General features: G+C 33.0%; 25 protein-coding genes. 21 read left to right on the top strand and 4 right to left on the bottom strand.

Translation table 11 applies throughout. From position 1 onward, the window contains the following. Positions 1 to 221: 221 nt before the first annotated feature. The 8 genes from BUC29_RS18770 to BUC29_RS18735 all read left to right on the top strand — a co-directional run bounded on the left by BUC29_RS18770 (position 222) and on the right by BUC29_RS18735 (position 5,666). A complete protein-coding gene (locus BUC29_RS18770; protein ID WP_073417721.1) occupies positions 222 to 1,640 on the top strand; it encodes a TolC family protein in 1,419 nt (472 codons plus the stop codon). A 288-nt stretch (positions 1,641 to 1,928) separates the two neighbouring features. Continuing rightward, positions 1,929 to 2,534: a Crp/Fnr family transcriptional regulator gene (locus BUC29_RS18765; RefSeq protein ID WP_073417719.1), complete on the top strand. Its 606-nt coding sequence runs from the start codon at positions 1,929 to 1,931 to the stop codon at positions 2,532 to 2,534. Positions 2,535 to 2,606: 72 nt separating this feature from the next. Next, a complete protein-coding gene (locus BUC29_RS18760; protein ID WP_073417717.1) occupies positions 2,607 to 3,338 on the top strand; it encodes a GNAT family N-acetyltransferase in 732 nt (243 codons plus the stop codon). A gap of 271 nt (positions 3,339 to 3,609) precedes the next feature. Next, positions 3,610 to 3,990 carry a DoxX family protein gene (locus tag BUC29_RS18755; RefSeq protein ID WP_073417715.1) on the top strand — a complete coding sequence of 127 codons (381 nt, stop codon included), beginning with the start codon at positions 3,610 to 3,612 and terminating at the stop codon, positions 3,988 to 3,990. A gap of 20 nt (positions 3,991 to 4,010) precedes the next feature. After that, positions 4,011 to 4,220, top strand: a complete 210-nt coding sequence (locus tag BUC29_RS18750; protein ID WP_073417714.1) for a hypothetical protein — start codon at positions 4,011 to 4,013, stop codon at positions 4,218 to 4,220. Between the two features lie 77 nt (positions 4,221 to 4,297). Further along, positions 4,298 to 4,672 (top strand): VOC family protein, encoded by a 375-nt coding sequence (locus BUC29_RS18745; RefSeq protein WP_073417713.1) that lies wholly within the window; start codon positions 4,298 to 4,300, stop codon positions 4,670 to 4,672. An 18-nt stretch (positions 4,673 to 4,690) separates the two neighbouring features. Next, the gene (locus BUC29_RS18740; protein WP_073417712.1) at positions 4,691 to 5,200 is read left to right on the top strand and encodes a DinB family protein; all 510 of its coding nucleotides are present in this window, start codon (positions 4,691 to 4,693) and stop codon (positions 5,198 to 5,200) included. A gap of 4 nt (positions 5,201 to 5,204) precedes the next feature. After that, positions 5,205 to 5,666 carry a DUF1440 domain-containing protein gene (locus BUC29_RS18735; protein WP_073417711.1) on the top strand — a complete coding sequence of 154 codons (462 nt, stop codon included), beginning with the start codon at positions 5,205 to 5,207 and terminating at the stop codon, positions 5,664 to 5,666. 260 nt (positions 5,667 to 5,926) lie between these two features. Here BUC29_RS18735 and BUC29_RS18730 read toward each other — a convergent pair whose 3' ends face one another. Continuing rightward, positions 5,927 to 6,088, bottom strand: coding sequence for a DUF1328 domain-containing protein (locus BUC29_RS18730; protein WP_073417710.1), 162 nt, complete (start codon positions 6,086 to 6,088; stop codon positions 5,927 to 5,929). A gap of 270 nt (positions 6,089 to 6,358) precedes the next feature. Between BUC29_RS18730 and BUC29_RS18725 the strand changes: the two genes are divergently transcribed. From BUC29_RS18725 to BUC29_RS18680, 10 genes are all read left to right on the top strand, one after another. Beyond that, complete coding sequence (locus BUC29_RS18725) at positions 6,359 to 7,438, top strand: glycoside hydrolase family 130 protein (RefSeq protein ID WP_073417709.1); 1,080 nt, start codon at positions 6,359 to 6,361, stop codon at positions 7,436 to 7,438. Continuing rightward, complete coding sequence (locus BUC29_RS18720) at positions 7,419 to 9,689, top strand: glycosyltransferase (protein ID WP_073417708.1); 2,271 nt, start codon at positions 7,419 to 7,421, stop codon at positions 9,687 to 9,689. Before BUC29_RS18725 ends, BUC29_RS18720 begins: the two co-directional genes overlap by 20 nt. A 238-nt stretch (positions 9,690 to 9,927) precedes the next feature. Beyond that, positions 9,928 to 10,485 carry a TetR/AcrR family transcriptional regulator gene (locus BUC29_RS18715; RefSeq protein WP_073417707.1) on the top strand — a complete coding sequence of 186 codons (558 nt, stop codon included), beginning with the start codon at positions 9,928 to 9,930 and terminating at the stop codon, positions 10,483 to 10,485. Continuing rightward, entirely contained in the window at positions 10,485 to 11,729 is a 1,245-nt protein-coding gene (fabF, locus tag BUC29_RS18710; protein WP_073417706.1) for a beta-ketoacyl-ACP synthase II, read from the top strand. Before BUC29_RS18715 ends, fabF begins: the two co-directional genes overlap by 1 nt. A 249-nt stretch (positions 11,730 to 11,978) precedes the next feature. After that, positions 11,979 to 12,737, top strand: coding sequence for an MlaE family ABC transporter permease (locus tag BUC29_RS18705; protein ID WP_073417705.1), 759 nt, complete (start codon positions 11,979 to 11,981; stop codon positions 12,735 to 12,737). Positions 12,738 to 12,739: 2 nt separating this feature from the next. Beyond that, the gene (locus BUC29_RS18700) at positions 12,740 to 13,519 is read left to right on the top strand and encodes an ABC transporter ATP-binding protein (RefSeq protein WP_073417704.1); all 780 of its coding nucleotides are present in this window, start codon (positions 12,740 to 12,742) and stop codon (positions 13,517 to 13,519) included. A 26-nt stretch (positions 13,520 to 13,545) separates the two neighbouring features. After that, positions 13,546 to 14,394: an MlaD family protein gene (locus BUC29_RS18695; protein ID WP_073417703.1), complete on the top strand. Its 849-nt coding sequence runs from the start codon at positions 13,546 to 13,548 to the stop codon at positions 14,392 to 14,394. 14 nt (positions 14,395 to 14,408) lie between these two features. Further along, positions 14,409 to 17,228: an AsmA family protein gene (locus BUC29_RS18690; RefSeq protein ID WP_073417702.1), complete on the top strand. Its 2,820-nt coding sequence runs from the start codon at positions 14,409 to 14,411 to the stop codon at positions 17,226 to 17,228. A 10-nt stretch (positions 17,229 to 17,238) separates the two neighbouring features. Further along, positions 17,239 to 17,730 (top strand): low affinity iron permease family protein, encoded by a 492-nt coding sequence (locus tag BUC29_RS18685; RefSeq protein ID WP_073417701.1) that lies wholly within the window; start codon positions 17,239 to 17,241, stop codon positions 17,728 to 17,730. Then, positions 17,727 to 18,926 carry an NAD(P)/FAD-dependent oxidoreductase gene (locus tag BUC29_RS18680; RefSeq protein ID WP_073417700.1) on the top strand — a complete coding sequence of 400 codons (1,200 nt, stop codon included), beginning with the start codon at positions 17,727 to 17,729 and terminating at the stop codon, positions 18,924 to 18,926. Before BUC29_RS18685 ends, BUC29_RS18680 begins: the two co-directional genes overlap by 4 nt. Before the next feature lie 118 nt (positions 18,927 to 19,044). Here the strand turns inward: BUC29_RS18680 and BUC29_RS18675 are convergent, their stop codons facing one another. After that, a complete protein-coding gene (locus tag BUC29_RS18675) occupies positions 19,045 to 19,995 on the bottom strand; it encodes a bifunctional helix-turn-helix transcriptional regulator/GNAT family N-acetyltransferase (RefSeq protein WP_073417699.1) in 951 nt (316 codons plus the stop codon). A 378-nt stretch (positions 19,996 to 20,373) separates the two neighbouring features. Beyond that, positions 20,374 to 21,396, bottom strand: a complete 1,023-nt coding sequence (locus tag BUC29_RS18670; RefSeq protein ID WP_073417698.1) for a helix-turn-helix domain-containing protein — start codon at positions 21,394 to 21,396, stop codon at positions 20,374 to 20,376. Between the two features lie 184 nt (positions 21,397 to 21,580). Between BUC29_RS18670 and BUC29_RS18665 the strand changes: the two genes are divergently transcribed. Together BUC29_RS18665 and BUC29_RS18660 are read left to right on the top strand one after the other, a co-directional pair. Beyond that, a complete protein-coding gene (locus BUC29_RS18665; RefSeq protein WP_073417697.1) occupies positions 21,581 to 22,063 on the top strand; it encodes a DNA-deoxyinosine glycosylase in 483 nt (160 codons plus the stop codon). Between the two features lie 351 nt (positions 22,064 to 22,414). After that, positions 22,415 to 22,849 (top strand): DUF6526 family protein, encoded by a 435-nt coding sequence (locus BUC29_RS18660; protein ID WP_073417696.1) that lies wholly within the window; start codon positions 22,415 to 22,417, stop codon positions 22,847 to 22,849. A 5-nt stretch (positions 22,850 to 22,854) separates the two neighbouring features. On the opposite strand, the gene BUC29_RS18655 is transcribed toward BUC29_RS18660, so the two are convergent. Further along, positions 22,855 to 24,039: a hypothetical protein gene (locus BUC29_RS18655; RefSeq protein ID WP_073417695.1), complete on the bottom strand. Its 1,185-nt coding sequence runs from the start codon at positions 24,037 to 24,039 to the stop codon at positions 22,855 to 22,857. Between the two features lie 313 nt (positions 24,040 to 24,352). On the opposite strand from BUC29_RS18655, the gene BUC29_RS18650 reads away from it, so the two are divergent. Continuing rightward, on the top strand, positions 24,353 to 25,267 hold the full coding sequence (locus BUC29_RS18650) for a hypothetical protein (protein WP_073417694.1): 915 nt from the start codon (positions 24,353 to 24,355) through the stop codon (positions 25,265 to 25,267). The last annotated feature ends 72 nt before the right edge of the window (positions 25,268 to 25,339 follow it).

The raw sequence follows: 25,339 nt of genomic DNA, 5'->3' as shown, positions 1-25,339 counted from the left end.
CAGAAATTTAATCTGCTAGTGAGATTTAAAAAAATATATTTTAACACATAGAGACATAGAATTGTATGTCTAAAAGAGAGATTAGAAGAAACTAGTTTCAACACATAGCAAAACTATGTGCATTTAAAACAAGTGAAACGCCTTTCTAGAGCCTCAAAAAACTATGTCTCTATGTGTTTAAAAGAATAAACCCAACGGGTAGAAATTTAATAAAAAGACTAATGAAAAATCATATAACCAAAATCGTGACCTTCGCCATTCTGATCACGACCTTAATATCCTGTAAAGTTTCGAAGGATATTGAAACTCCAAAAGATGCATTTCCTGAAAATTTCAGGAATGCATCAACTTCGAGTGATACATCAAGTATTGCTGATGTGGAGTGGAAAAACTTCTTTACAGAAAAAGATATTATCAAGTTAATCGACAGCGCCGTTGCAAGAAACAACGATTTGCAGATTGCCGAAAAAAACATCGAAATTGCACAATATCGTTTTACACAATCTAAATGGGGTAATGTCCCTCAGGTTAATTTGTTTGTAAACGCAAGCACAAGCAATCCGTCTGACAATAGTTTTACAGGATTGAACTTAAATCAGGCCATTGGCGCCAAACATATTGATGATTATTCTGCAGGAGCTTCACTTTCGTGGGAAGCTGATATTTGGGGGAAAATTAGAAACCAAAAGAAAGGAGCTTACGCAGGATATCTTCAGTCTGAAGAAGTTAAAAAAGCATTACAGACGAATATTGTTGCTAATGTTTCCAGAGGATATTACAATCTTTTAATGCTTGATGCGCAATTGGATATTGCCAGACAAAATCTAAAATTAAATGATAGTACTACCAATATTATCAAATTAAAATACGATGCGGGTCAGGTTACAACTTTAGCGATTCAGCAGTCTGAAGCACAAAAATTAAACTCAGCGCAGTTAATTCCTTTATTGGAGCAAAACATTGCGATCCAGGAAAATGCGTTAAGCGTTTTAACCGGTTCTTTTCCAAATGCAAAAGAAAGATCAGTTAAGTTAAGTGCTATTGAAGTAAAACACAATACAGCAATAGGAGTTCCTTCTTCATTAGTAAGCAGAAGACCTGATGTAAAAAGTGCCGAATTGGCTCTTAAAGCTGCCAACGCAAATGTCGGTATCACGAAAGCGGATTTATACCCAGCTCTCAGAATTACGGCTCAAGGCGGCGTAAACTCTTTTGAAACCAGCAACTGGTTCAACATTCCGGCTTCTTTATTCGGAACTGTTGCCGGTGGTTTAACCCAGCCCATTTTCAACAACAAAAGATTGAGAACGCAGTATAATATCGCTGTCGCAGAAAGAGAAAAAGCGGTTTTAGCTTTTAGACAATCTGTTTTGGTTGCCGTTAGCGAAGTTTCGGATGCTTTGGTTAAAGTAGAGAAATTGCAGCAACAGGAAACTTTCCTTAAAGAAAAAGTAAAAACATTACAGCAGGCAATTAAAAATGCCAACCTTTTATTCAAAAACGGTATGGCAGAATATCTTGAAGTTTTAACCGCGCAGGCAAATTTATTGCAAAGCGAACTGGAACTTGCTGATATTAAAAGACAACAGCTTACAGCCAATACAGAATTGTACCGTGCTCTGGGCGGTGGCTGGAAATAATATACCCAATTACCCGTTAATTATTTATTTTTTGAGAGGAAAAGCGCTGTGAGACTTCGGTTTCATGGCGTTTTTTTATTTGAAATTAACCGCAAAGAACGCAAGGTTTTACGCGAAGAACGCAAAGTTTTTTTGAATTTCCCGCAAAGACGCGAAGTCGCAAAGATTTGTTTTTCACGCAGATTTATTTTTTAAAGTGCGCCTCTGCAACTTTGCGAGAGCCATTATTCAGTTTGCATCAAACAAAAAACTTATCTAATTTTAGTCTTTCGCAAAAGCAAAAACAAAATGACATCTGACCAACAGAAATACCTCAATCAATTAAAACAAACCATTGAAAATTACTATCCTATTTCTGAAGAATCATGGAAATTGATTGAAAACATAACAGAATTTCAAACTCTTAAAAAAGGAGAAACAGTATTAGAAAGCGGAGAAATCGCCAAAAACCTTCATTTTATTGCAAAAGGAATTCTGAGAGCTTTTATAACCGATCAGCACGGAAATTTCTACAATAAAAATCTCTTTATGGAAAATTATTTTGCCGATTCTAAAGTTTCCTTAATGCTGCAACTGCCTTCTAATTTTACGATAGAAGCACTTGAAGACTCTGTTATCATCAATCTGAATTATAAAGAATATATTTCACTGATTAATGAAAATGACGATCTCAAAAACTTTTATATTGCTCATTTAGAAAAAAACTGGATTATTGATAAAGAAGAAAGAGAAGTTGCTTTGGTAATGCAAAATGCTACAGAACGATATGGAAAACTATTGGAAAAACATCCAAGTATTGCAGATCGGGTTCCGTTACTGCATATTGCATCGCATTTAGGCATTACGCCAACGCAGTTAAGCCGAATCAGAAAAAGTCTGGAAAAAGATTTGTAAATCAACATATGTAAAGGCTTTCCTGAAAAACTCAGTTTATCTTTGTTTTATAATTCAAACTCGTTATTTACAATGAACAATATAAATCTTATCAAAGACAATATTGATAATCTCACAACTCTTTGGAAAACCGTTGCAGCTCCTCTCCTTTCGTATCATACTGCCGGTTTTTTAGAATTTTCTCAAATTAAAAACTCGGGCTGGCCAAACCGCTTATGGTTTAGAGAAGATATTACCGAAAAAGATTTTATTCAGATTATGGAAATCATGGAGAAAAATCCGGGTTTAGTAATTCCCTATTGGGATATTTTTGGAAGTGATTCTAAAGATCTTTTTGAAAAAAACGGCTTTAAAATCAGAATTGAATTGATGGCCATGGCTTTAAAACTGGGCGAAAAATTTCCACTTCAAAACAATCTCACATTTAAAAGAGTTTTAAATGAAGAAGATGCCAAAACCTGGTCAGATATTTATCCGTTGTCTTTTAGTTATGTAATCAGCAAAGAAACTCTGGTTCATAATTATGAAAATGCCAAGTTTTATTTAGTTCATTTTGAAGAAAAAGCAATTGGAACATTAACTCTTTTTCAAACCGGAAATATTATGGGAATACACGGCGTTGGCGTTATTTCCGAAATGCGTAAAAAAGGTTTTGCAGAAGAAATTATGAAATTTGCCATAAACGAAGCCATTGATGCCAATTGTAATTATGCACAATTACAAGCTTCAGCTTTAGGAAAAGGTATTTACACCAGATTAGGTTTTGAGGATTTGTTTTTGATTACGAATTATCAACTGATGTAAATTTGAAATTTTAAAATTTAGATTCTAATTTGTCATTGCGAGGAACGAAACAACCGCACTAATTATATGCACTATTTAATTTAGCTTATGAGATTGCTTCGTTCCTCGCAATGACATGCTTTGTGTTAAATCTAAAATCTACACTCTAAAATCAAAAATCAAAAATCTTGTCCAAAATGCCCCTAAAATAGTCGCAAATAAGTATTTCATGAGAAAATAAGAATAGTACATTTGTAATACATTAACTAATAACTATTTAAAAATAAACCACATGAAAAAAGCAAAGATTATTTTTTGGATTACAACCACTATTATTTTTCTATTTGAAGGCGTTATGCCAGCATTGACTTCGCAGACAGAATTAGCAAAAGAAGGAATCAGACATTTGGGCTACCCTGAATATTTTGGAAATGCACTGGTTGTGTTCAAAATTCTGGGGGTTTTGATTTTAGTAATTCCATCTGTTCCTAAAAATGTAAAAGAATGGGCTTATGCCGGATTTGGTTTCGATTTTATATTTGCTTCAATCAGCCATTTTGCAGTTGATGGTATTAATTTTCAGTCTTTCTTCCCATTAATCTTTTTAGTTATTTTGGCTATTTCTTATATCTATTATCATAAAATAGAGCGACTTAAAAATATCGCCCTGTAAACTTATAAAATCCGGAAACGATGATAGAAGTTTTCAAAACAAATGTTCAGGAAGTCGAACAATCGATTATGATTGTGGGGAAACTTCTTGAACATTTTCCAAACAGCGCTATCAATTTTGATCTCGAGGACTGCGATAAAATTTTACGTGTTCATGGTTCGGCAATTTCAAATCATAAAATAATCGAAGTCCTTAATTCGCATGGTTTTCATTGCGAAGTACTTCCCTAAAATCACAATTTATTGATTTACATAATATTGCAATAAAAATCGTATTTTTGAGATACTAACATCTAAAACACAAAAAAATGAATTTACCAGCAGAACACCAAACCATAATGCCTTATTTGATTCTTAACGGGGCATCGCAATTTATTGATTTTACAAAAAAAGTTTTCGGGGCTTCGGAAACAAATTCGAAAGCACTTCGCGAAGACGGAACCATAATGCATGCCGAAATTACCTTAAATGGAAGCACTATTATGGTAACCGACGAAACTAAAGACTGGTCTAAACAAACAGCTAACTTATTTGTATATGTTCTTAATGCCGATAAAACGTATATAAAAGCATTAGAAAACGGTGCCGTTTCGTTAATGGGATTAAGCGATCAGGATTACGGAAGAACCTGCGGTGTTACAGATCCGTTTGGCAATGTCTGGTGGATTACCTCTGTAAATTAAATCTAAAAAATCAATAATATGAATACAGATGTTCAAAAAAATATTGTTGAAACATTCAAAAAATTAAATGAGATATTCTCTAAATTTTCTGAAAACGAAATAAATCAAATTCCTTTTCAGGGAAGCTGGACACCTGGCCAAGTTGTACAGCACATTATTTTGGCATGTTCAGGTTATCCTAAATTATTTGGAGGAAAAACAGAAAAAACAACCAGAAAACCAGACGAAAAAATAAAAGATATAGAAGGACTGTTTTTAAACTTTAGCATAAAAATGGATTCACCGGTTTTTCTTATACCTGAAAAAAAAGAATACAGTAAAAATGAACTTAGTCTGGAATTACTAAGAATAGAATCTGAATTACTGGATTGTGCCGAAAAATATGATTTGACACTAACCTGTCTGGACTTTCAGGTACCGGGTTTTGATAAATTTACAATGTATGAATGGATTGATTTTGCACTCGTACATACACAAAGACATACACACCAATTGAATACTATTTTTCAGTACCTAACTAAACTCTAATTGAATGAGATCAAAATCTAATACTATTTTAATTTCTGGTTTATTGGCAGGCACTTTGGATATTCTGGCCGCAATTTTAATTTATTCTGTTATCTTACATAAAACAACAGCCGAAAAAATTCTGCTGTCGATTGCCAGCGGCGTTTTTAAACAACACGCTTACACCAGCGGCGCACAAATGATGGTTTATGGTTTGCTCCTACACTATTTTATTGCTCTGGCTTTTGCTTATTTTTATTATAAAATATATCCTCATGTACCGCTTTTGCGAAAAAATATATTTTTGTCGGGATCTGTATATGGAATTTTCGTTTGGATTGTAATGAACCTGATTGTTCTGCCTGCAGTATTTCCAAAACTTCCATCAAAAGAATTCGATCTCCCATTATTGATTTCAGTTTTAATCCTGATATTTTGTATCGGCATACCAATTGCTTTTATAACTAAGAAGGGTTATGAGTTGTGAATTGTGAGTTGTTTGATTATAACCGTAATTTTAACGCTGAGTTTTTTTACAGGCTGCGTTTTTAATGTTAAAGTTCGAAAAGCTTGATCGACATTGACATAGCTTGCAAACTTCGTGGTTTGATAAAACCCTAACTTATTGAAAATCTTAGCGTGCTTTGCGTTAATACTATGATTAAAACATGAAACGTTAAACCTGAAACAAAAAAGCGAAATCAACACAGTAGCTGATTTCGCTTTTTTATTTAATAAACTAAAATTCTAAACTCTTGTTCTTCCGCTTATTAATGAAATAATAAACAATACTAAGAATATAAAGAATAAAATTTTTGCTATACTGGCGGCTCCGGCGGCAATTCCCCCAAAACCAAAAATTCCGGCTACTATAGCTAGAATTATAAATGTAACTGTCCAACGTAACATAATATTTAATTTTAAATTATAAATATGACTTTTCTGCAAGTCTGATTTGTTTGTATATCAAAGTTCTATTTTACTTACAAAAACCATTAACTCAAAAGGTTGCAATTTTTATCGCAATCAATTAAAAATCATAATTTTATCGATCGCTTTTAGAATTTCAATTTCAACCTTATACAATTCCCACCTAAATGCTTTTGAGTTAATTTTTTGATCGATTGAGTTAATCCTCGCTTTGTTCCCAAGGTAATTTTAACCTATAGAAATTTAGATATGGAAGCAGTAACTACTCAAAACACTTTAGCAACAAAACTTGGTGTCATTTTAGAGAAAACAGATAGGCCCTTTGAAGAAATGGGTGTATTGAATCCTGCCATATATCAAGATGGAAATAATGTTCATATGTTTTACAGAGCTGCAAAAAGAGGAAACTTCTCGACAATTGGATATTGCCGTTTTGAAGGTCCGACAACTTTAGCAGAACGTCATACAGAACCATTTTTTGTACCTGAATATATTTATGAAATTCACGGTGTAGAAGATCCGCGAATTACAAAAATCGACGACAAGTTTTATCTGACTTATGTAACATATGATGGTATTAATGCCTGCGGAGCTGTTGCAGTATCCAAAGATTTGGTTTCTTTTAAAAAGAAAGGGATTATTACTCCAAAATTTATTTTACATGAATTTAAAAACCTAATTCGCAATCATTTGCAAAATCCAGGTATTGCAAGAATATTGGCTTTTAATACCGCTAGAAATTATCCTTTAAGCGAAACCATAAAAGAAAATTTATTGGTTTGGGATAAAAACGTAGTTCTTTTTCCGAAAAAAATAAACGGAAAATTTGTGGCATTACACCGATTGTTTCCTTCAATTCAGATAGTTTCATTTGAAAAGAAAAAAGATCTGACTGTAGATTTTTGGAAAAGTTATTTGAAAAATCTGCCCGAACACATTATGATGGAACCCAAATATGATCACGAAACAAGTCATATTGGTCCGGGCGCTCCGCCAATTGAAACTAAAGATGGATGGCTCTTAATTTATCACGCTGCCGAAAAACGCGAAAAAGGTCTTGTTTATCATGCCTGTGCCGCATTATTAGATCGAAATGATCCGAGCAGAGTAATAGGCAGATTACCAAGTCCAATTATTACGCCATCTGAATATTATGAAAGACATGGTTATGTAAATTATGTTGTTTTCCCAACAGGAACAGCCATTTTTGATGACCAATTATATATTTATTACGGTGCCGCCGATGACAAGATTGCGGTGGCTACTTTGAACCTTAACGACTTATTAACCGAGCTAAAACAGAATCCCAATGAAGACGATATCGAATAAATCAAAAATAGTTTTTCTTTCTACATTTCCTCCAACTCAATGTGGAATCGCAACTTATACTCAAGATACAATTAAAGGAATTACCGATGTTTTTGGTAAATCGATAACTTGTGAAATTTGCGAACTGGTCGATAAGCCAAAAACGAACCCTACACAAGCCTATACTTTAAACACAAAAGAAAAAGCTGAATATGCTAAAGTTGCGCAGCAAATTAATGAAGATGAAAATGTAAAGTTAATTCACATTCAGCATGAATTTGGTTTATTTGGCGGTAACTACGGCGATCATTTACTTGATTTTTTAAATGCAGTTAAAAAACCGGTAACTTATACTTTTCACAGTGTTATTCCAAACCCGAATAACGAATTAAAAACATTTGTAAAATTACTTTTAAGCTACAGTAACTCTGTTTTTGTAATGACAAATCAGTCAAAAGAAATTTTGATTAAGGATTATGATGTTGATGCTGATATCATTACAACCGTACCACACGGAACGCATATAGTAATTTATGAAACTCCGGAACAGGCAAAAGAAAAATTCGGTATACAAAATAAAATCGTTCTTTCTACTTTCGGACTTTTGGGAGAGGGAAAAAATATCGAAACCGGTTTACAGGCTTTGGCCAAAATTGTCGAAAAAGAACCGGATGTATTGTATTTAATTATTGGAAAAACGCATCCAAATTTGATTAAAGATGGCGTCGACGCTTATCGTGATAAACTGGAAGCACTTGTTGATGAATTAAATTTACGCAACAATGTTCGTTTCATTAACCAATATTTAGATACCGAAGAACTGTTAGAATATTTAAAAGCAACTGATATTTACTTATTTACATCAAAAGATCCAAACCAGGCCGTTAGCGGTACTTTTGCCTATGCCATGAGCTGTGCATGTCCGATGGTGGCATCAAAAATCCCGCATACAAGAGAAGTTCTAACTTCAGACTGTGGTATTCTCGTTGATATAGGAAACGTAGATCAATTTGCAGAAGAAACATTAAAATTAATCGCAGATGAGAATCTAAGACATGAAATGGGAATTAATGCATTTACTAAAATGAGAGCTTCGTCTTGGGAAAATGCAGGATTAACACACATGAATACGTATAAAAAACTAATTGAAAATCCATCAGATATTAAATACAGTTATCCGGATATTCAATTAAGACATATCAAAAGATTAACTACTGATCTGGGAATTATTCAGTTTAGCAAAATTTCGATTCCGGATCTTGAATCAGGTTATACTCTAGATGATAATGCACGTGCGCTGATTGCATTTTGTATGCACTATAAACTAACAAGAGACAAAGATGATCTTCCTTATATTTTAATTTACCTGGATTTCATCGAAAGATGCCAGAGACCAAAAGGAGATTTTATCAATTATGTTGATAAAGAAAATCGTGAGCATGTTGAACAAAATGCCGAAGTTAATCTGGAAGATTCTAACGCAAGAGCAATCTGGGCGCTTGGAACTGTAGTTTCTAATGCTGATATTCTTCCGGAAAACATCTCAAAAAAAGCAACAAAATGCTTACTGGATTCTTTAAAATGGGCAGAAAATATTCAATCACCAAGAGCAATTGGCTTTGCTACAAAAGGGTTATTTTTATATCACAATGCCATACCTAATTTATATGTTGCCGCAATTATCAATAAATTAAATGCAAAACTATTAGCAAATTACGAAGATACAGCTACAGAAGACTGGCAGTGGTTTGAAAATTATTTAACATATGGAAACGGAATTCTGCCGGAATCAATGTTGTACGCTTATTTAATTACAAACAAAGCCGTTTACAAAAAAGTTGCTTTAGATTCGTTAGATTTCCTAATGTCTAAAACATTCATTGACGGAAATTTCAAAGCTATTTCAAACCAAAGCTGGTATCACAAAGGTTCAGAGCCGCAACAATATGGAGAGCAGCCGATTGATGTTACATACACAATTCAGACTTTAAATGCATTTTACAATGCTTTTAAAACTCCAGAATATAAACACAAAATGAAAACTGCATTTAACTGGTTTTTAGGTAAAAATCATTTAAATCAAATTATGTACAATCCGGTAAGCGGAGGTGGTTATGATGGTCTTGAAAAAGATAATGTAAACTTAAATCAAGGCGCAGAATCTACTGTGTGCTACTTAACGGCAAGATTATTAATGGAAAAATTTGCACTTTCAGAGTCAAAAGTTATTCCCTTAATAAAATCCAGAACCGGAGTAGCAATCAACTTATAAATAAAATCCAATCAAAGAAATTCCAAATCCGAATTTGAATTTGGAATTTCAAATTTAGGCATTCAAAATTTGGAATTTATAAAAGCAATAGACTGACCAAAATTCTATTAAACCCGGAAAATCCCTTTCTTAATGAGAGGGATTTTTTGTTTTACAGCCATAATTTTTCTTAAAATAAAAATAAATAAATTTGCCTATCTACTAATAGGTAGTATATTTGTATTAAAAATATACAACTATGACAACACGCGAAGTAATTGTAGACAAAGCAGATCAATATATTAGAAACAAAGGGTATAATGCTTTTAGTTTTAAAGATATTTCAAATGATATAGGCATAAAAACAGCATCTATACATTATCACTTTCCAACCAAATCAGATCTTGGCGTAGCAACAATCAAAGAACATATCGCCCGTTGTGAGGCTCTGAAAGAAAGAGTTGCAAATGAATCTCCATTAGTAAAACTTGAGGCTTTTATAGACGTACAGGCACAGATAAAAAGAGAAAATAAAGTTTGTATCGTAGGCTCATTAGCTACAGATTTAAATACTCTTGATGAATCTATAAAAGCTGAACTTCAAAAATTTGCTCAAATTGTAATTAACTGGATTACGGAGATTTTAACCGAAGGAAAGGAACTCAAATTATTTGATTTTGAAATGCAGCCAAGAACAAAAGCCATAATGATTATAACCAATATGGTGGCCATTGTACAGCTTTCAAGACTTACCAGCGATGATGATTTTGATTTGGTAAGAGAAACGATATTAACAGAATTAAGACCTAAAAAATAATGAAAAGAGTAGTAATAACAGGATTAGGAGCAGTAACTCCTATTGGGAATAATGTTCAGGAATACTGGAATTCTTTGATTAACGGAATTAGCGGTGCGGCTGCCATAACAAGATTTGACACGACACAATTTAAAACCAAATTTGCCTGCGAAGTTAAAAATTTTGATGCTTCGCCTATTTTTGAGAAAAATGAAATTAGAAAATATGATCTTTTTACACAATACGCTTTATATGCGGCTCATGAAGCTGTCAAAAATGCCAATATTGATTTTGATTCTTTAAATAAAAACCGAATTGGCGTTATCTGGGGCTGCGGTGACGGAGGTATTTCTACATTTGAAGAACAAATTGGAGAATATATAAAAGGAAACGGAGCACCAAGATTTAGTCCGTTTTTTATTCCGAAAAGAATTGTCAATATTGCTTCGGGCGCTATTTCTATCAAATACGGACTTCGTGGTATTAATTACACAACTGCTGCGGCTTGTTCAGCCAGTAATACGGCCATTATCGATGCGTTTAATTATATTCGCTGGGGAAAAGCCGACATGATTATCAGCGGAGGTTCTGAAGCTTCTGTTTCAGAATCATCAATTGGCGGTTTTAATGCCTCAAAAGCATTGTCTACATTAAATGATGATTATACAAAAGCTTCTCGTCCTTTTGATGTTACCCGAGATGGATTTGTTTTGGGTGAAGGCGCCGGCGTTGTAATATTAGAAAGCTATGAACATGCCAAAAAAAGAAATGCTGTAATTCTAGCCGAAATTGTAGGCGGAGGTTTAGCAGCAGATGCTTATCATTTAACAGGAACACATCCAGAAGGTGAAGGAGCTGTTATAGGAATGGAACTTGCTCTTGAAGAAGCCGGAATTTCTCCAAACGAAATTGATTATATTAATGCACATGCTACTTCTACTCCAACCGGAGATATGAGTGAACTGAAAGCTGTAGAAAAAGTTTTCGGAATAAATCCGAATGCCAATATCAGCGCCACAAAATCAATGACAGGACATTTACTTGGCGGTGCCGGAGCAATTGAAGCCATTGCGTGTATAAAAGCCGTTCAGGAAAATATAGTTCCGCCCACGATAAATACACAAAATGTAGAACCAGAATTTGCAGACAAATTTAACCTCACACTCGGAAAAGCACAATCAAGAGAAGTTAATTATGCCATGAGTAATACATTTGGTTTTGGCGGGCATGTGGCAAGCTCTATATTTAAAAAATTTACAGAATAACGATTATAACATATTTAATTTTTAAAAAAGCTGTCTCACAAGTTGGAGCAGCTTTTTTTATTTTAAAAATTCTCACAACGCAGTATTAGTGCAAATATTGTGATTTAATGAAAATTATATAAGGGTCAAAAAAAGTTTTGTAAAGTATTTTAACAAGTACAGTAGTAACTTTCATATATGAATTAAAAAGCTACAAAAACTGTTAAATAATTGATTTTCAAATTACACCTAACTTAAAAACAAAACATTTTGATTCTCAGCTTAAAAAATACATTCGAACAAATTGGAAACGCAACGGTGTTTGCCAAGAGGTTTTTTAAGGAAGTCTTTATCCCTCCCTATGAGGTAAAAGAGTTTTTGAAACAATGCTATTATATTGGATATAAATCATTGCCTCTTGTTGCCATTACAGGTTTTATTATGGGTTTGGTACTTACACTTCAGTCAAGACCAACATTGGTAAAATTTGGAGCCGAAAGCTGGCTTCCGGGTATGGTGGCACTTTCCTTAATTAGAGAAATAGCTCCTGTAATTACAGCCTTAATATGTGCCGGAAAAATTTCCTCCGGAATTGGAGCCGAACTCGGTTCGATGAAAGTAACCGAACAAATAGATGCCATGGAAGTTTCTGCTATTAATCCCTATAATTATTTGGTAGTAACGAGAATTTTAGCCTGTACATTAATGGTTCCAATCCTTGTGTTTTTTGCAGATGCAATAGGAATTATTGGTGGATATGTTGGAATTAACATTCATGGCGATGTCAATTTCTACCGCTATTTAACACAGATTATTCAGTCACTGGAATTTTTAGATGTAATTCCGGCAACGATAAAAACTTTCTTCTTTGGCTATTTTATAGGAATGATTGGGTGTTACAAAGGATTTAATGCCTCAAACGGAACAGAAAGTGTGGGCCGCGCTGCAAACTCAGCCGTAGTTACAGCCTCTTTAAGCATATTTATTATCGATATGGTTGCCGTACAAATAACCGATTTATTTTTTTAAAGATGATTAAGGAAGAAAAAAATACTCAAACAAAATCAAAAGATAAAAAACAAACTCCAATCATTGAGATTAAGGATTTGCACAAAACTTTTGGCAAAGATAATACGATTTTAAAAGGCGTAAACCTAACTGTAAACAAAGGCGAAGATTTGGTCATTTTGGGACGCTCTGGCTCCGGAAAATCGGTAACTATAAAATGCATCGTGGGATTAATTGAACCCGATCAGGGCGAAATATCTGTTTTTGGAGAAAATGTGCTTAATCTTTCGAAAGAAGAGTTAAATAAAATAAGAGTTAAAATTGGCTTTTTATTTCAAAGCGGCGCCTTATACGATTCAATGTCGGTAAGAGAAAATCTTGCTTTTACATTACGTGCACACAGAAGAGATTTAAACGATGAAGAAGTAGAAAATGAAGTCGCAGATGCTCTGGAAAGTGTTGGTCTGGCCGATGCTATTGACAAAATGCCTTCGGAATTATCCGGCGGAATGCGAAAAAGAATAGGCTTGGCAAGAACACTGATACTAAAACCGGAAATCATATTGTATGATGAGCCAACAACAGGATTAGACACCATTACTTCAAAAGAAATAAGCGAATTAATTCTGGATATCAAACACAAGCAAAAAACCTCATCAATCATTATTACACACGATATGGCGTGCGCTAAAATGACGGCTGATAGAATTATGGTCCTAAAAGACGGTGTTATTCATGCCGAAGGAACTTACGAAGAATTAGAAAAAAACGAAGACGAATGGGTACGCTCATTTTTTGAATAAAAAAGCAAAATAAAATAGTAGAAATCATGGAGAAGCAATCTGGATATACTTGGAAATTAGGAATGTTTGTAACAATTGGATTGTTACTTTTTATAATGGCCATTTATTTTATTGGAAAACAAAAAAACTTATTTGGTTCAACATTCAATATAACATCACAATTTAAAACGGTCAGCGGTCTCGAAGTAGGAAACAATGTACGTTTTTCAGGTATCAATATTGGTACAGTCGAAGAAATCAGATTAATAAACGACTCTTCGGTAGTTGTTTCGATGGTTATCAAGGATGAAGTACGTGAATTTATAAAAACCGATGCCCGTGCCAGCATTGGTTCTGACGGGTTAATGGGTGATAAAGTACTTACTATTTCTCCGGGAATGAAATCTCAAAAGTCAGTTGAAAACAACGGGGCAATTGCTTCTATAGACGGAGTTGAAATGGCAGACCTGATGAAAAGCGTTAAGAAAAGTGTTGACAATATTGGTGTCATTTCTGATGAGCTTGCGATTTTCAGCCATAGTATGAATAACGGAAACGGTGCTTTGGCAAGATTGGTACGAGATGATAAAATGGCCAACAGCGTTTCGAATACGCTTTCGAACCTTGAAAGCGGAACAAAAGGTTTCAGCGAAAATATGGAAGCCGCAAAAAGCAATTTCCTGTTTAGAGGTTACTTCAAGAAAAAAGAAAAAGAGAAAGAGAAAAAACAGGAAGAACTAAAAGAGAAAAAAGAAGAACAGCAGGAAAAAGCGGCTAAAGAAAAAGAAGCCAAAGCCAAAGAAGAAAAAGAGAAACAGGAAAAAGCCAAAGAAGAAAAAGAAAAGCAGGAAAAACAAAAAGCCGAAGACGCAAAAAAAGATGCTGAAAAGAAATAATAAAAATCTGCGCCATGAATACTTCATTTAAAAATATAAGCCTCAAAATTCTCAAATGGACAGGAATAGTAATTGCAGGGATCCTGCTTTTACTTTTTTTGCTTCCAATATTATTTCCCGGAAAAATTGCCTCAGAAGTTAAAAAAATTGCAAACGAACGTTTAGACACCAAATTAGAATTTTCTAAATCCAAACTTTCATTTTTTACCCATTTCCCTTCGCTTACAGTTTCATTAGATGATTTATCAATGACTGGTTCTGCACCTTTTAGTAATGATACTTTATTAAAAGCAGATCAGGTTGCTTTTGGAATAAATCTTAAAAGATTAATCTTCGACAGTGAAGTAAAAATAAACAAATTATATGTTTCTGATGCTTTAATAAATGTAATGGTAAATGAAAAAGGTCAGGCCAATTATAATATTTATGTCGCACCAGAAGATCGAAAAAACGAAAAAGAAGATCCCAATGCACCAGAAGAAGGAACAGCCATAAAACTTGAAAGAATTGATCTCGAAAATTGTCATGTAAAATACAATGACCGTTCTGCCAAAGTTTTAGTCGATGCAAAAGGTTTTAATTACATCGGAAAAGGAAATCTAAGCGATGATATTTTTGATCTTAATACTGATGCTAAAATCGATACTTTGGATTTTTATTATAATAGAACTGCATATCTTAGAAAAAAAGCCGTACGTGCCGATCTAATTACCAGAATCAATACACATGCGCTTTCGTTTATACTTCAAAAAAACGAATTACAAATTAATAAATTGCCGCTAAAATTTACCGGTTTATTTACTATTCTTAGAGACGGGTATAAAATCAATATAAAAGCCGCTTCAGAAAATACAACTGTAAAAGATTTGCTTTCTGTTATGCCGCCAGAATATCTAACCTGGCTTGATAAAACCGAAATTTCCGGACGAAGCGATCTTGTAGTTTCATTTAAAGGTGATTATAATGTTCCAAAAAAACAAAAACCAAATTTAGCTTTTAATTTAAAAATAAAAGACGGAGCGGTAAATTATAAGGATGCTCCAGTTCCGTTAAAGGATTTTCAAATGGATTTGAATGCTATTCTGCCTTCGCTGGATCAGGAACAATTATTGGTCAATCTGCGAACTTTACGATTTAAAGTAGGCGAAAAAGATTATTTCAATGCCTATTTACACAGCAAAGGTCTAAGCGAAATGAACATTAATGCCAGCGTAAAAGGTGCTCTTGACCTTGCCGTTGTCGATGCTGCTTTAGGTTTAAACACAATTGATTTAAAAGGAATTTTAAAAACCAATATTCAGGCACGCGGACTTTTCAGCACTTCAAAAAAATTATTTCCAAAAACTATTGGCGGAATTTCGCTTAGAAACGGATGGTTAAAAACAGACTCCTATCCTAACCCAATTACAGATATAACATTTGTAGCCAATGTTTTAAACAAAGCCGGAACTTATGAAGATTTAATTGTGGCCGTTGCACCTGCTTCATTTGTTTTTGAAGGAAACCCGATGTATGTAAACGCCACTTTATCAGACTTTAGTGATTTAGCATATAATGCTAAAATTAAAGGCGAACTGAATATTAGCAGAATTTATAAGGTGTTTTCTCAAAAAGGACTTGATGTAACCGGATATGCAAAAGCCGATTTGTCTCTTAAAGGAAAACAAAGCTATGCCACAACAGGACAATACAGCAAACTGGATAATCGCGGAACAATTTTGCTGAAAAACATAAAAGCTACTTCAGAATTATTTCCTAAATCATTTTTTATCAAACAGGGTAATTTCCGTTTTCAAAATGAAAAAATGTGGTTTGAAAAATTCAATGCTTCTTACGGAAAATCTGATTTTGATATTAACGGTTATCTTTTAAATACAATAAATTATTTTTTGGAATCACACGGAACTTTGAGCGGTAACTTCAACATGAAATCGAAACTGATTAATGTTGATGAATTTATGGCACTAAAAAAAGGTGAAAATAAAGACCGAAAACTTGAAGTAGAATATGCCCAGGAAGATCATCCAAAAATGAGTGGTGTCGTCATGGTTCCACAAAATTTAAATGTTTCGCTAATGGCAAATGCAGACAAAGTAGAATATAATGGACTGAACTTAAACAAACTTACAGGAAAAGCAGGAATAGCAAAAGGAAGTTTTTATTTAGAAAATGCAGCTTTTAATATCATAGACTGTATTCTTGGAGTCAATGCGACATATAAAGACGAGTCTCCTACTTCTGCACACTTTGATGCTCATTTTACAGCCAAAGATTTTAGCGTTCAGCGCGCTTATAAAGAAATCCCGATGTTTCATGATATGGTTACTGCTGCCGAAAAAGCGCAGGGAATAATATCTGTCGATTATAAAATAAAAGGGGATTTAAACGGAAATATGGGACCTATTTATGAGTCACTCGAAGGAGGCGGAACTATTAATCTGCGTGATGTAAAAATTAAAGGTTTGAAATTATTCGAAAGCGTAAGTTCTCACACCGGACAAAAAAGCCTGGACGATCCGAAAATGGAAGGAATTGAAATCAAATCAAATATTGATAACAATCTTATTTCTATAGAGCCTTTTACATTTAGTGTAGCCAGTTTTCGACCAACAATTAAAGGAACTACAAGTTTTGACGGTCTTCTTGATTTAAGAATGCGTCTGGGACTTCCTCCTGGAGGTATTATTGGTTTTCCTATTGTAATTACAGGAACGCATGAAAATCCAAAAATTAAAATTTTTAGTAAAACAGGACAAAAAATCATTGGAGCTGTTTATGACGAAAAGAATAATAAAGTGATAAAAAAAGAAAAAGCAAGTAAGAAGAAATCCTAATTATAGTGCAATGAAAAAGAAAAAACAAAATGGCGGAAGTGCATTTGAAAGATTTGCTTCAAAAGTATCAAAAGCAGCAGGAAGCACACCAGCTTTTATTGGGGCTTTTGTAATTGTTGCAGCATGGGCAGTTTCAGGACCAATATTCAATTATTCTGAAACCTGGCAGTTAGTTATTAATACCGGAACCACAATCATTACTTTTTTGATGGTTTTTTTAATCCAGAAAGCCCAAAACAAAGATTCGCTGGCGATTCAGTTAAAACTAAATGAGCTGGTTGCTTCAAATGAACTTTCGAGCAACAGTCTGGTTGATATTGAAAACATGACCGAAGAAGAAATGATAATTATTCAAAAATATTATCACCGCCTAGCCGAGCTAGCTAAAAAAGAAGAAAGTGTACGAACTTCTCATTCTGTTGCCGAAGCACATTCGCAGCATGAATACAAAGATAAAAACAGAACCAAAAACCGTACTGCACGAAATACAACTAAAAAATGAAATTACGCTCTACAGAAACCTTCTGGCCTCTAATAAGTGCCATGGACCATAGTTATCCTTCGATTGATTCAGATATTAATACCGAAATTCTAATAATTGGCGGAGGAATAACAGGCGCTTTAATGGCTTATAAATTAATTACTCAAGGAAAAAAAATTGTACTGGTTGACCGCCGCGATATAGCAAACGGAAGTACAGCCGGAAGCACGGCTTTGCTGCAATATGAAATTGATGTTCCGCTGCACGAATTAATAAAACTAAGAGACGAAAAATGTGCTGTAGAAAGTTACAGAAACGGTAAAAAAGCCATTTTTGATCTCCGTAATATAATTGACACGGTAGAAAGTGACTGCGGATTTGAGTTTAAAAAAAGTATTTATTTTACCTCATACAAAAAAGATATTCCGTTTTTAAAAAATGAATTTAAAACTCGTAAAAATTTTGGTTTTGATGTAAGCTGGCTCAATAAATATGAGCTTGAAAAAATGGGATTAAATGCTCTCGCTGCAATAGAATCAAAAACAGCGGCTGTAATGGACCCGTTTAAGCTCGCAAACGACTTAATTTCTTACTGCCATCAAAACGGAATGAAAGTTTATGACAGAACCAATATTACTTCTATCCAGACACCAAAAGGGAAATGCATTGCCCACACCGAAAATAAATTTACCATAACTGCAGATCATGTTGTGTATTGCAGCGGTTATGAAAGTACAGAAACTGTCGAAGAAAAAATTGTAGATTTAAAAAGCACTTATGCACTTGCCTCTGAAGTTGTTCCAGAACTGCCTCCCATTTTAAAAAATGCAGTAATCTGGGATACTGCCTCTCCATATCACTATTATCGCGCAACTGTAGACAATAGAATTATTATGGGCGGCGGTGATGAAGAATTTAGAGATGCAAAAAAACGTGACAAGCTGATTCCAAAAAAAGAATCTTCTTTGGTTCGTCAGTTCAAAAGACGTTTTCCAAATGTAGATTTCAAATTAGATTATTCATGGGCCGGAACTTTTGGAGAAACGAAAGACGGGCTTCCTTATTTTGGAAAACCAAACCCTAAGAAAAATATTCATTATGTTTTAGGTTTCGGTGGAAACGGAATTACCTTCAGCGTAATTGGCATGAACTCAATCGTTGATTCTATAAGAAACAAAAAAAATCCGGATTTGGAGTATTATAGGTTTGGGCGTTGAGAAAAGGTTCTGAGGTTCTGAGGTTCTGAGCTACTAAGATACTAAGGTTCTAAGTTTTTAGCATTAAATTAAAAGAATCTAGAACCTTAGAATCTTAGAACCTTAGTATCTTAGTACCTTAAACAACAAGCTCCATCTGAATATTACAGCGTTTATAAGGTGTTTCTAAGCCAAATACTTTTTCGAAACCCAGTTTGTAATATAAATTTATAGCAGGTTTTAAGATTGTATTACTTTCTAAATAAATCTTTTTTGCGCCGAGTTCTTTGGCAGTTTTTACAATCGCCTGTCCTAACAACCAGCCAATATTTTTTCCTTGTGCTTTTGGAGAAACGGCCATTTTTGCCATTTCAAAATCATATTCCGGGTTGTTCATTTTAATCAAAGCGCAAACGCCAACTGGTTCGTCCTTATATAAAGCAACCAGGATTTTGCCTCCTTTCTTTAAAATATATTCATTTGGATTATCCAGTGCTTTGTAATCAGCTTCTTCCATTTCAAAATAAGTCGAAATCCATTCTACATTTAAGGCTCTGAATGCTTCCTGATATTGAGGTTTATATTCTACAATTTTAACATCTTTGCTTTCGCGGAATTTTTTCTGTTCGCTTACTCTTTTAAACATTGATTTTTGTTCGAGCAAAAATTCCCATTCTTCAAGTGCAGCCCAAAGATTGTGTTTAGATTCAGCAATTAAACCGTCTATGGCAACATCAATATCTTTTAACTGTTGCTGCATGTTTTTTGCAAATTGAAGTCCCTTGTCGGTTAAAACAACATTGTTTTTTCGTTTGTCATCTGTTTTCAGACTTTCCTGTACTAATCCAGCAATAGTCATCTCCTGAATAATCTTGCTTACCGAAGGCTGCGAATGCCCAATTTCATTTGCAATCTCTGTAATAGTCAGTTCTCTTTCTTCTGAAAGTGTATAAAAGACTGGGAACCATTTCGGAACAAAATCTGCTCCATACAACTCATAAATCTTAGAAGCATCATCTGTAATAAATGCCGTCATTAAACGTAAACGACTTCCTAAAGCTGCTTTGCCTACTTTATCAAAAAATTCCATATTATAATTAATTATATAACTAGTTATGCAAATGTATAAAAAAATCTTTTATGTATAAGATTTTTTGAGGTGAAACAAAGGTTCAAAGGTACAAAGGTGCAGAGGTATAAATTAATAAACTTTGCACCTTTGTACCTTTGTAACTTTAAATAAAAAAACTAAGACTCTAAGTTTGGAGCCTCTAATTTTATTTAGAACCTCAGCAACTCAGAACCTTAGTATTTTAGTATATATCTTGCTTAATAGCTAGCGACATTATTTTTTTGAAGGGTCAAAGGTGGAGAAGTATAAAGGAACCAAGGGTTTTCAATCTTTATGATTTACTTCTTTTAACCTTTCTAATTCATTTATAAAACCTTTGAACCTTTGTAACTCAAATCAAGCTGTAATAGCCAGCGGATTCAAATTAAATTTATATTCTTTTGGGCTGCAATTGAATTTTTGTTTAAAGATTTTAGAAAAATAGCTTCTGCTGGTAAAACCAATACAGTATACAATTTCAGAAATATTTAAATCCGAAGTTCTGATTAAAATTTCGGCTTTTAAAACACGCATGTGTGTAATATAATCATTCACAGTTCGGTTATGGATCATTTTAAAACCTTCCTGAAGTTTATTTGGCGAAAGCCCTGATTTTTTGCTTAATGATTTTATGGTAAAAGCTTCTTCCGGGTTTGCTTTTATAATCTCCGAAAGCTCTTTTATTTCTTCCATTTCTCTTAAAGTCAAACAGTTTGTTTCTTTTGAAAAAGCATTTAAATCATCAGTATGCTGCTGAATTTCCATTGCCAGAATAATTCTCAAAATTCCTTCTTTTAATAAATTTCCAACAATTCCGGTTTGTGTTACGGCATTTAACTGCTCAATTTTTTCACTAATTTTTAAATTGTACGAACCGGCATAAAAGAATTCTTCATTAAGGTTTTCCTGAAAAAATGTTTCTCTAACCATTTGGTTCAAAGAATTTGCCTGAGTTGGTTCTGGCTGGTTACCAACAATTATCAAAGTAAATTTTGTCTTTTTGTCTTTTTCAAAATACAAAACATTATCCTGATTTAACTTTGAAGTTACAATCGCAGTCTGAAATGTTTTTAGCTTATGTTCTTCGCCATGTATTCCAAAACTATGTGAAAGATTTCCTTTAGAACAATATGCAAAATACAATGGTGAAGAAATTCCGTTTATTACATTCAGTTTTAAATCTACCGAAAAAGTCATATCAAACTGAACATAAGAAATATTGTCGTTAAAAGAGGCTCCGCTTATAAAACCTTTTGCAAAATTGTTATTTACTTCTAATGTATAATCATCAACGTCAAAAGTTACATTTCCGCCGAAGTTTGCATTCAATTCTTCAAATATGTTTTGAATTTTCTCTGTATGTATAGTAACTATTTTCATTTGTTTTCGATTTAAATTCTGTAACTTTAAATAAGATTTTAAAATCCGTCTTATTACGTTTATAAAGCAATTTCAAAGTTCGCTCAATCGTAAACCAAAAATGTTATATAATTTTCTTCAATTGTTTTATAATTACTTATCAATGATAATTTTAACTCAAACGAAATATTTCTTAATTCAATAAATGAAAAGCTACTCTTTCTCTCCCATAAGTTCAAAAGATTCTAACATATTGATTTTAGGCACAATGCCAGGAACAAAATCTTTAGAACTCAATCAATATTATGGACACAGCCAGAATAATTTCTGGAAATTTCTATTTGCTATTTTTAATGAAGATTTCTCTGCCGATTATGAAACTAAAAAAGCACTTTTATTAAAAAACAAAATTGCTCTTTGGGATGTTTTACAATATTGTGACAGAGTGGGAAGTTTAGACAGCGCCATAAAAAACGAAATCGCCAATGATTTTGAAACGTTTTTAAAACAGCATCCTAAAATACATACCATATTATTTAACGGACAAAAAGCGGCAGCTTTCTTTAAAAAGTATGTTCATTTAAAAAAAGACTACAGACTTATTACACTTCCATCGACAAGTCCGGCAAATGCGGGTAAATCTTTTCAGTCAAAATTAGATGAATGGAATATTATCAGCTCTTTATAGATAAAAATAACCGCAGATTCACGAATTATTGAGAACTTAACGAAAAAATCATGAATTCGTGACTATAAAAAAATCTAAATATTGAAATAATATAACTTTTGAACTTTAAAATATAACACGAAATTTCTCAACATGCTATAATTTTACAATCAAGAAATCAAAGCCATAGTTTAGAAAGATTAATGAGATTTGAGGCTTTTTAAAAAAATTATAGATATTACTAAGACAAACTTATTACAAGTTTAGATTATAAAGAGAACATTGGTTATGTTAGTTTATTTTTGAGAAAAAAGCTATTCTAAATTTTTAGGGTAGCTTTCTTTTTTTACTTTTAATACAAATATTCCAATTATGAAAATTCAAACTTACTACAATCATATCCGATTTTATACTCCGCACCATTTTGTGTATTACCCGGTTTTAACGGTGTTTTTGGCCTTTAGTATTTATTTTGCCTTTACGACAAATGATTGTCTTATCTGGTCATTTATAAGCGTTGTTTTTGTGTTTCTATTCTTTCTTGCTTTTATGCTTAGACAGCATTATGCGCTTACATTACAAAACCGCATTGTACGTCTGGAAGTTCGTTATCGTTATTTTACCCTTACCGGAAAAAGACTGGAAGAATTTGAACATAAATTAACCGACGATCAGATATTTGCGCTTAGATTTGCACCCGATGATGAAATTCTTCCGCTTCTTGAAGATGCATTAAAAAACAATCTCAGCGGAGATGCTATAAAAAAAGCAATCGTTCACTGGCGCGCAGATTATAATAGAGTTTAGGGAATTTAGATTTTAGATTCTTCTTTTGGCTTTTTATAGTTAAACAAAATGTAGAACAAAAATAAATCTAACCATACAATTGCTAAGACAATAAAAAATATGTCTATAATATTCGGATGCAGGTAATTGGGATGATAGAAATAACGATCAAGCGTTTGGAATTTTTCGTTTAAAACTTTTCTATCAAAATTATTTTCGATTCCGTTTAAACGTCTTTCCTTATTTTTAGCATATTCAAAAACCTGCAAAGTCAATCTCTTCGGATCAATACTAGATTCGATATTATATTTTTTAAATAAACTATCCAGTTTTTGAAAGTGATTTTTTAGCGAATCCTGCTTAAATTTATACAACAAATTATATCGCTTTACTGCCGCATCATATTGCTGTTTATCGATTGGCAAATCATTTATTGGTTTGTAAAGTGATTTATTTTCAAGGAAAATACAAATTTTATCGTCGTATTCCGGATTTACTTCTACGCCTTTAAAAATAATTTGTGTACTGTCGCCAATAACCTTTTTTTTGATAATTCTCTCTTTTACAATATTGATATCAAGCCCTGTAAAATTAAAAACAGAATCTGTTTTTTCAGAAACTTTATTAAATGTTTCTGTAAGTACTTTTAGTGTATCTATGCTGTAATAAGTTGTTTCAGAACCAAATTGGTCGTGATATAGCAATACTTGCTTTTCTTCTTTTATAACCGGATAAGGTTTTGGATATAATATATTTTCGAAATTAAATAATTTCTCAGAATAATAAGACGTGTAATTGTATAAGAACGGATGTAAAACATTTAGTAATTCTTTGTCTTTATTATAACTTTTTTCCGGTAATTCACTTTTTAATTTTGCATTTTGGCCAAAACTAAAACTGATAAAAAATGTTACAGATGCAAAAGATATAAGCAAAAGAACAAAACCAATCTGAAGCATTTTCGCAAAAGAATACTGCTGCCTTGCATGATTATTAAGTAAAAAAATCAAAAAGAAAAACAAAAAGATACAGGTCACGAAAAAATGCGAAATAGAAATATCATCATAAAACTTAAACCTGTAAAACTCCGAATAAATATCTATTTTCTTAATTCCTTCAAACGTAAAATAGCCGTATAAAAAATAGGCTAAATGAATTACTGCTAAAATTATAAAAGACTTAATGAAGTATTGTTTTAAGGTTTTGTTCATATCAAATGGTTTATACTCAAATATAAACAATAGCAATGACAATAACAAAATTCAATTTCAATGACAATTTCAATGACAATTTCAATGACAAAATTTAATGGCAATGGCAAAATTCAATTTTAAATTTAAATCATTGCTATTTGATATTGCTAATGTTTTTGCCATTATATTAACATTTGTATCATTCTTACAAAAATAAAAACCATACATATTTGAAAATCAAAATAATAAACTAAATAAACAGTAAATTAAACGTTATTTTTTCCTACCTTTAATTGTTAAAATTTCATTAATAAACCTAAAAATCAATCTTATGAAAAAATTAGTTTATTTTTTGATTATTCCACTTTCCTATTTTTCGATCAACGCGCAAACAACAGCCGAAATAACAGAAGATAATATCTTAACTATAAAACAAAATAATTCTGATGAACTCCAGGATTACAGTGCCGAAGACCTGCCCTGGCACGGACGGCGTTTTAAAGTTACAGCAGGAGGATTTTTCCCTATAAATAATACCGAAGTTGAAGTGAACGGAACAAATGGGAAAATTGGAACTGATATTGATTTTGAACGGGATTTAGGTTTCCAAAATAATACGGTTTCTTTTTTTGGAACTTTTGAGTGGCGTGCTTCGCGAAGATCACGTTTTAATCTGGAATATTTTTATCTAAAAAGATCTTCAGAAAAAACGCTTGAAAAAACAATTGAATTTAAAGATCATACTTATCCGGTCGATGCGCGTATTTCTGCATTTATGGATAACGAAATGATACGATTTGCTTATGGATATGCTATTATTTCTAAGCCCAAATATGAACTTGGTTTATTAATTGGTGCTCATATTATGCTTGCCGATGTTGGTATACAATTACAAGCAAACACCCAGGAGTTAGAATATCGCGATGCTGTTAATTTTACGGCTCCACTACCCGATATTGGAATCTGGGGTGAATTTGTGCTTGGAAAAAAAGTCGGTCTTTATGCTAATGTGAATTATTTTGCTCTCAAAATTGATGATATCGACGGCCGCATTATAAGCTACAATTTATCTGTTTTGTATAATGTCTATAAAAATTTTAGCCTAACGGCGGGTTATACAGGTTTAAACATTAGAGTCGATGTAACAAGACCCAAAATTGATGGTTTCTTTAAATGGGGTTACAACGGTCCTACTTTAGCCGCAACGTATAGTTTTGGAAACCATGTAAAATTCTACAAACATTGAGTTTTTGTTACAGGTTTAAAGTTTCAGGTTTCAGGTTCCTATAGGGATCTAAAAGTTTAACCGCAAAGTTCG

It is taken from the genome of Flavobacterium defluvii (assembly GCF_900129555.1).
Taxonomy (GTDB): Bacteria; Bacteroidota; Bacteroidia; order Flavobacteriales; family Flavobacteriaceae; genus Flavobacterium; species Flavobacterium defluvii.
Note: the sequence above shows the minus strand (reverse complement) of the source record. Positions and strands in the feature narration are given on the sequence as shown.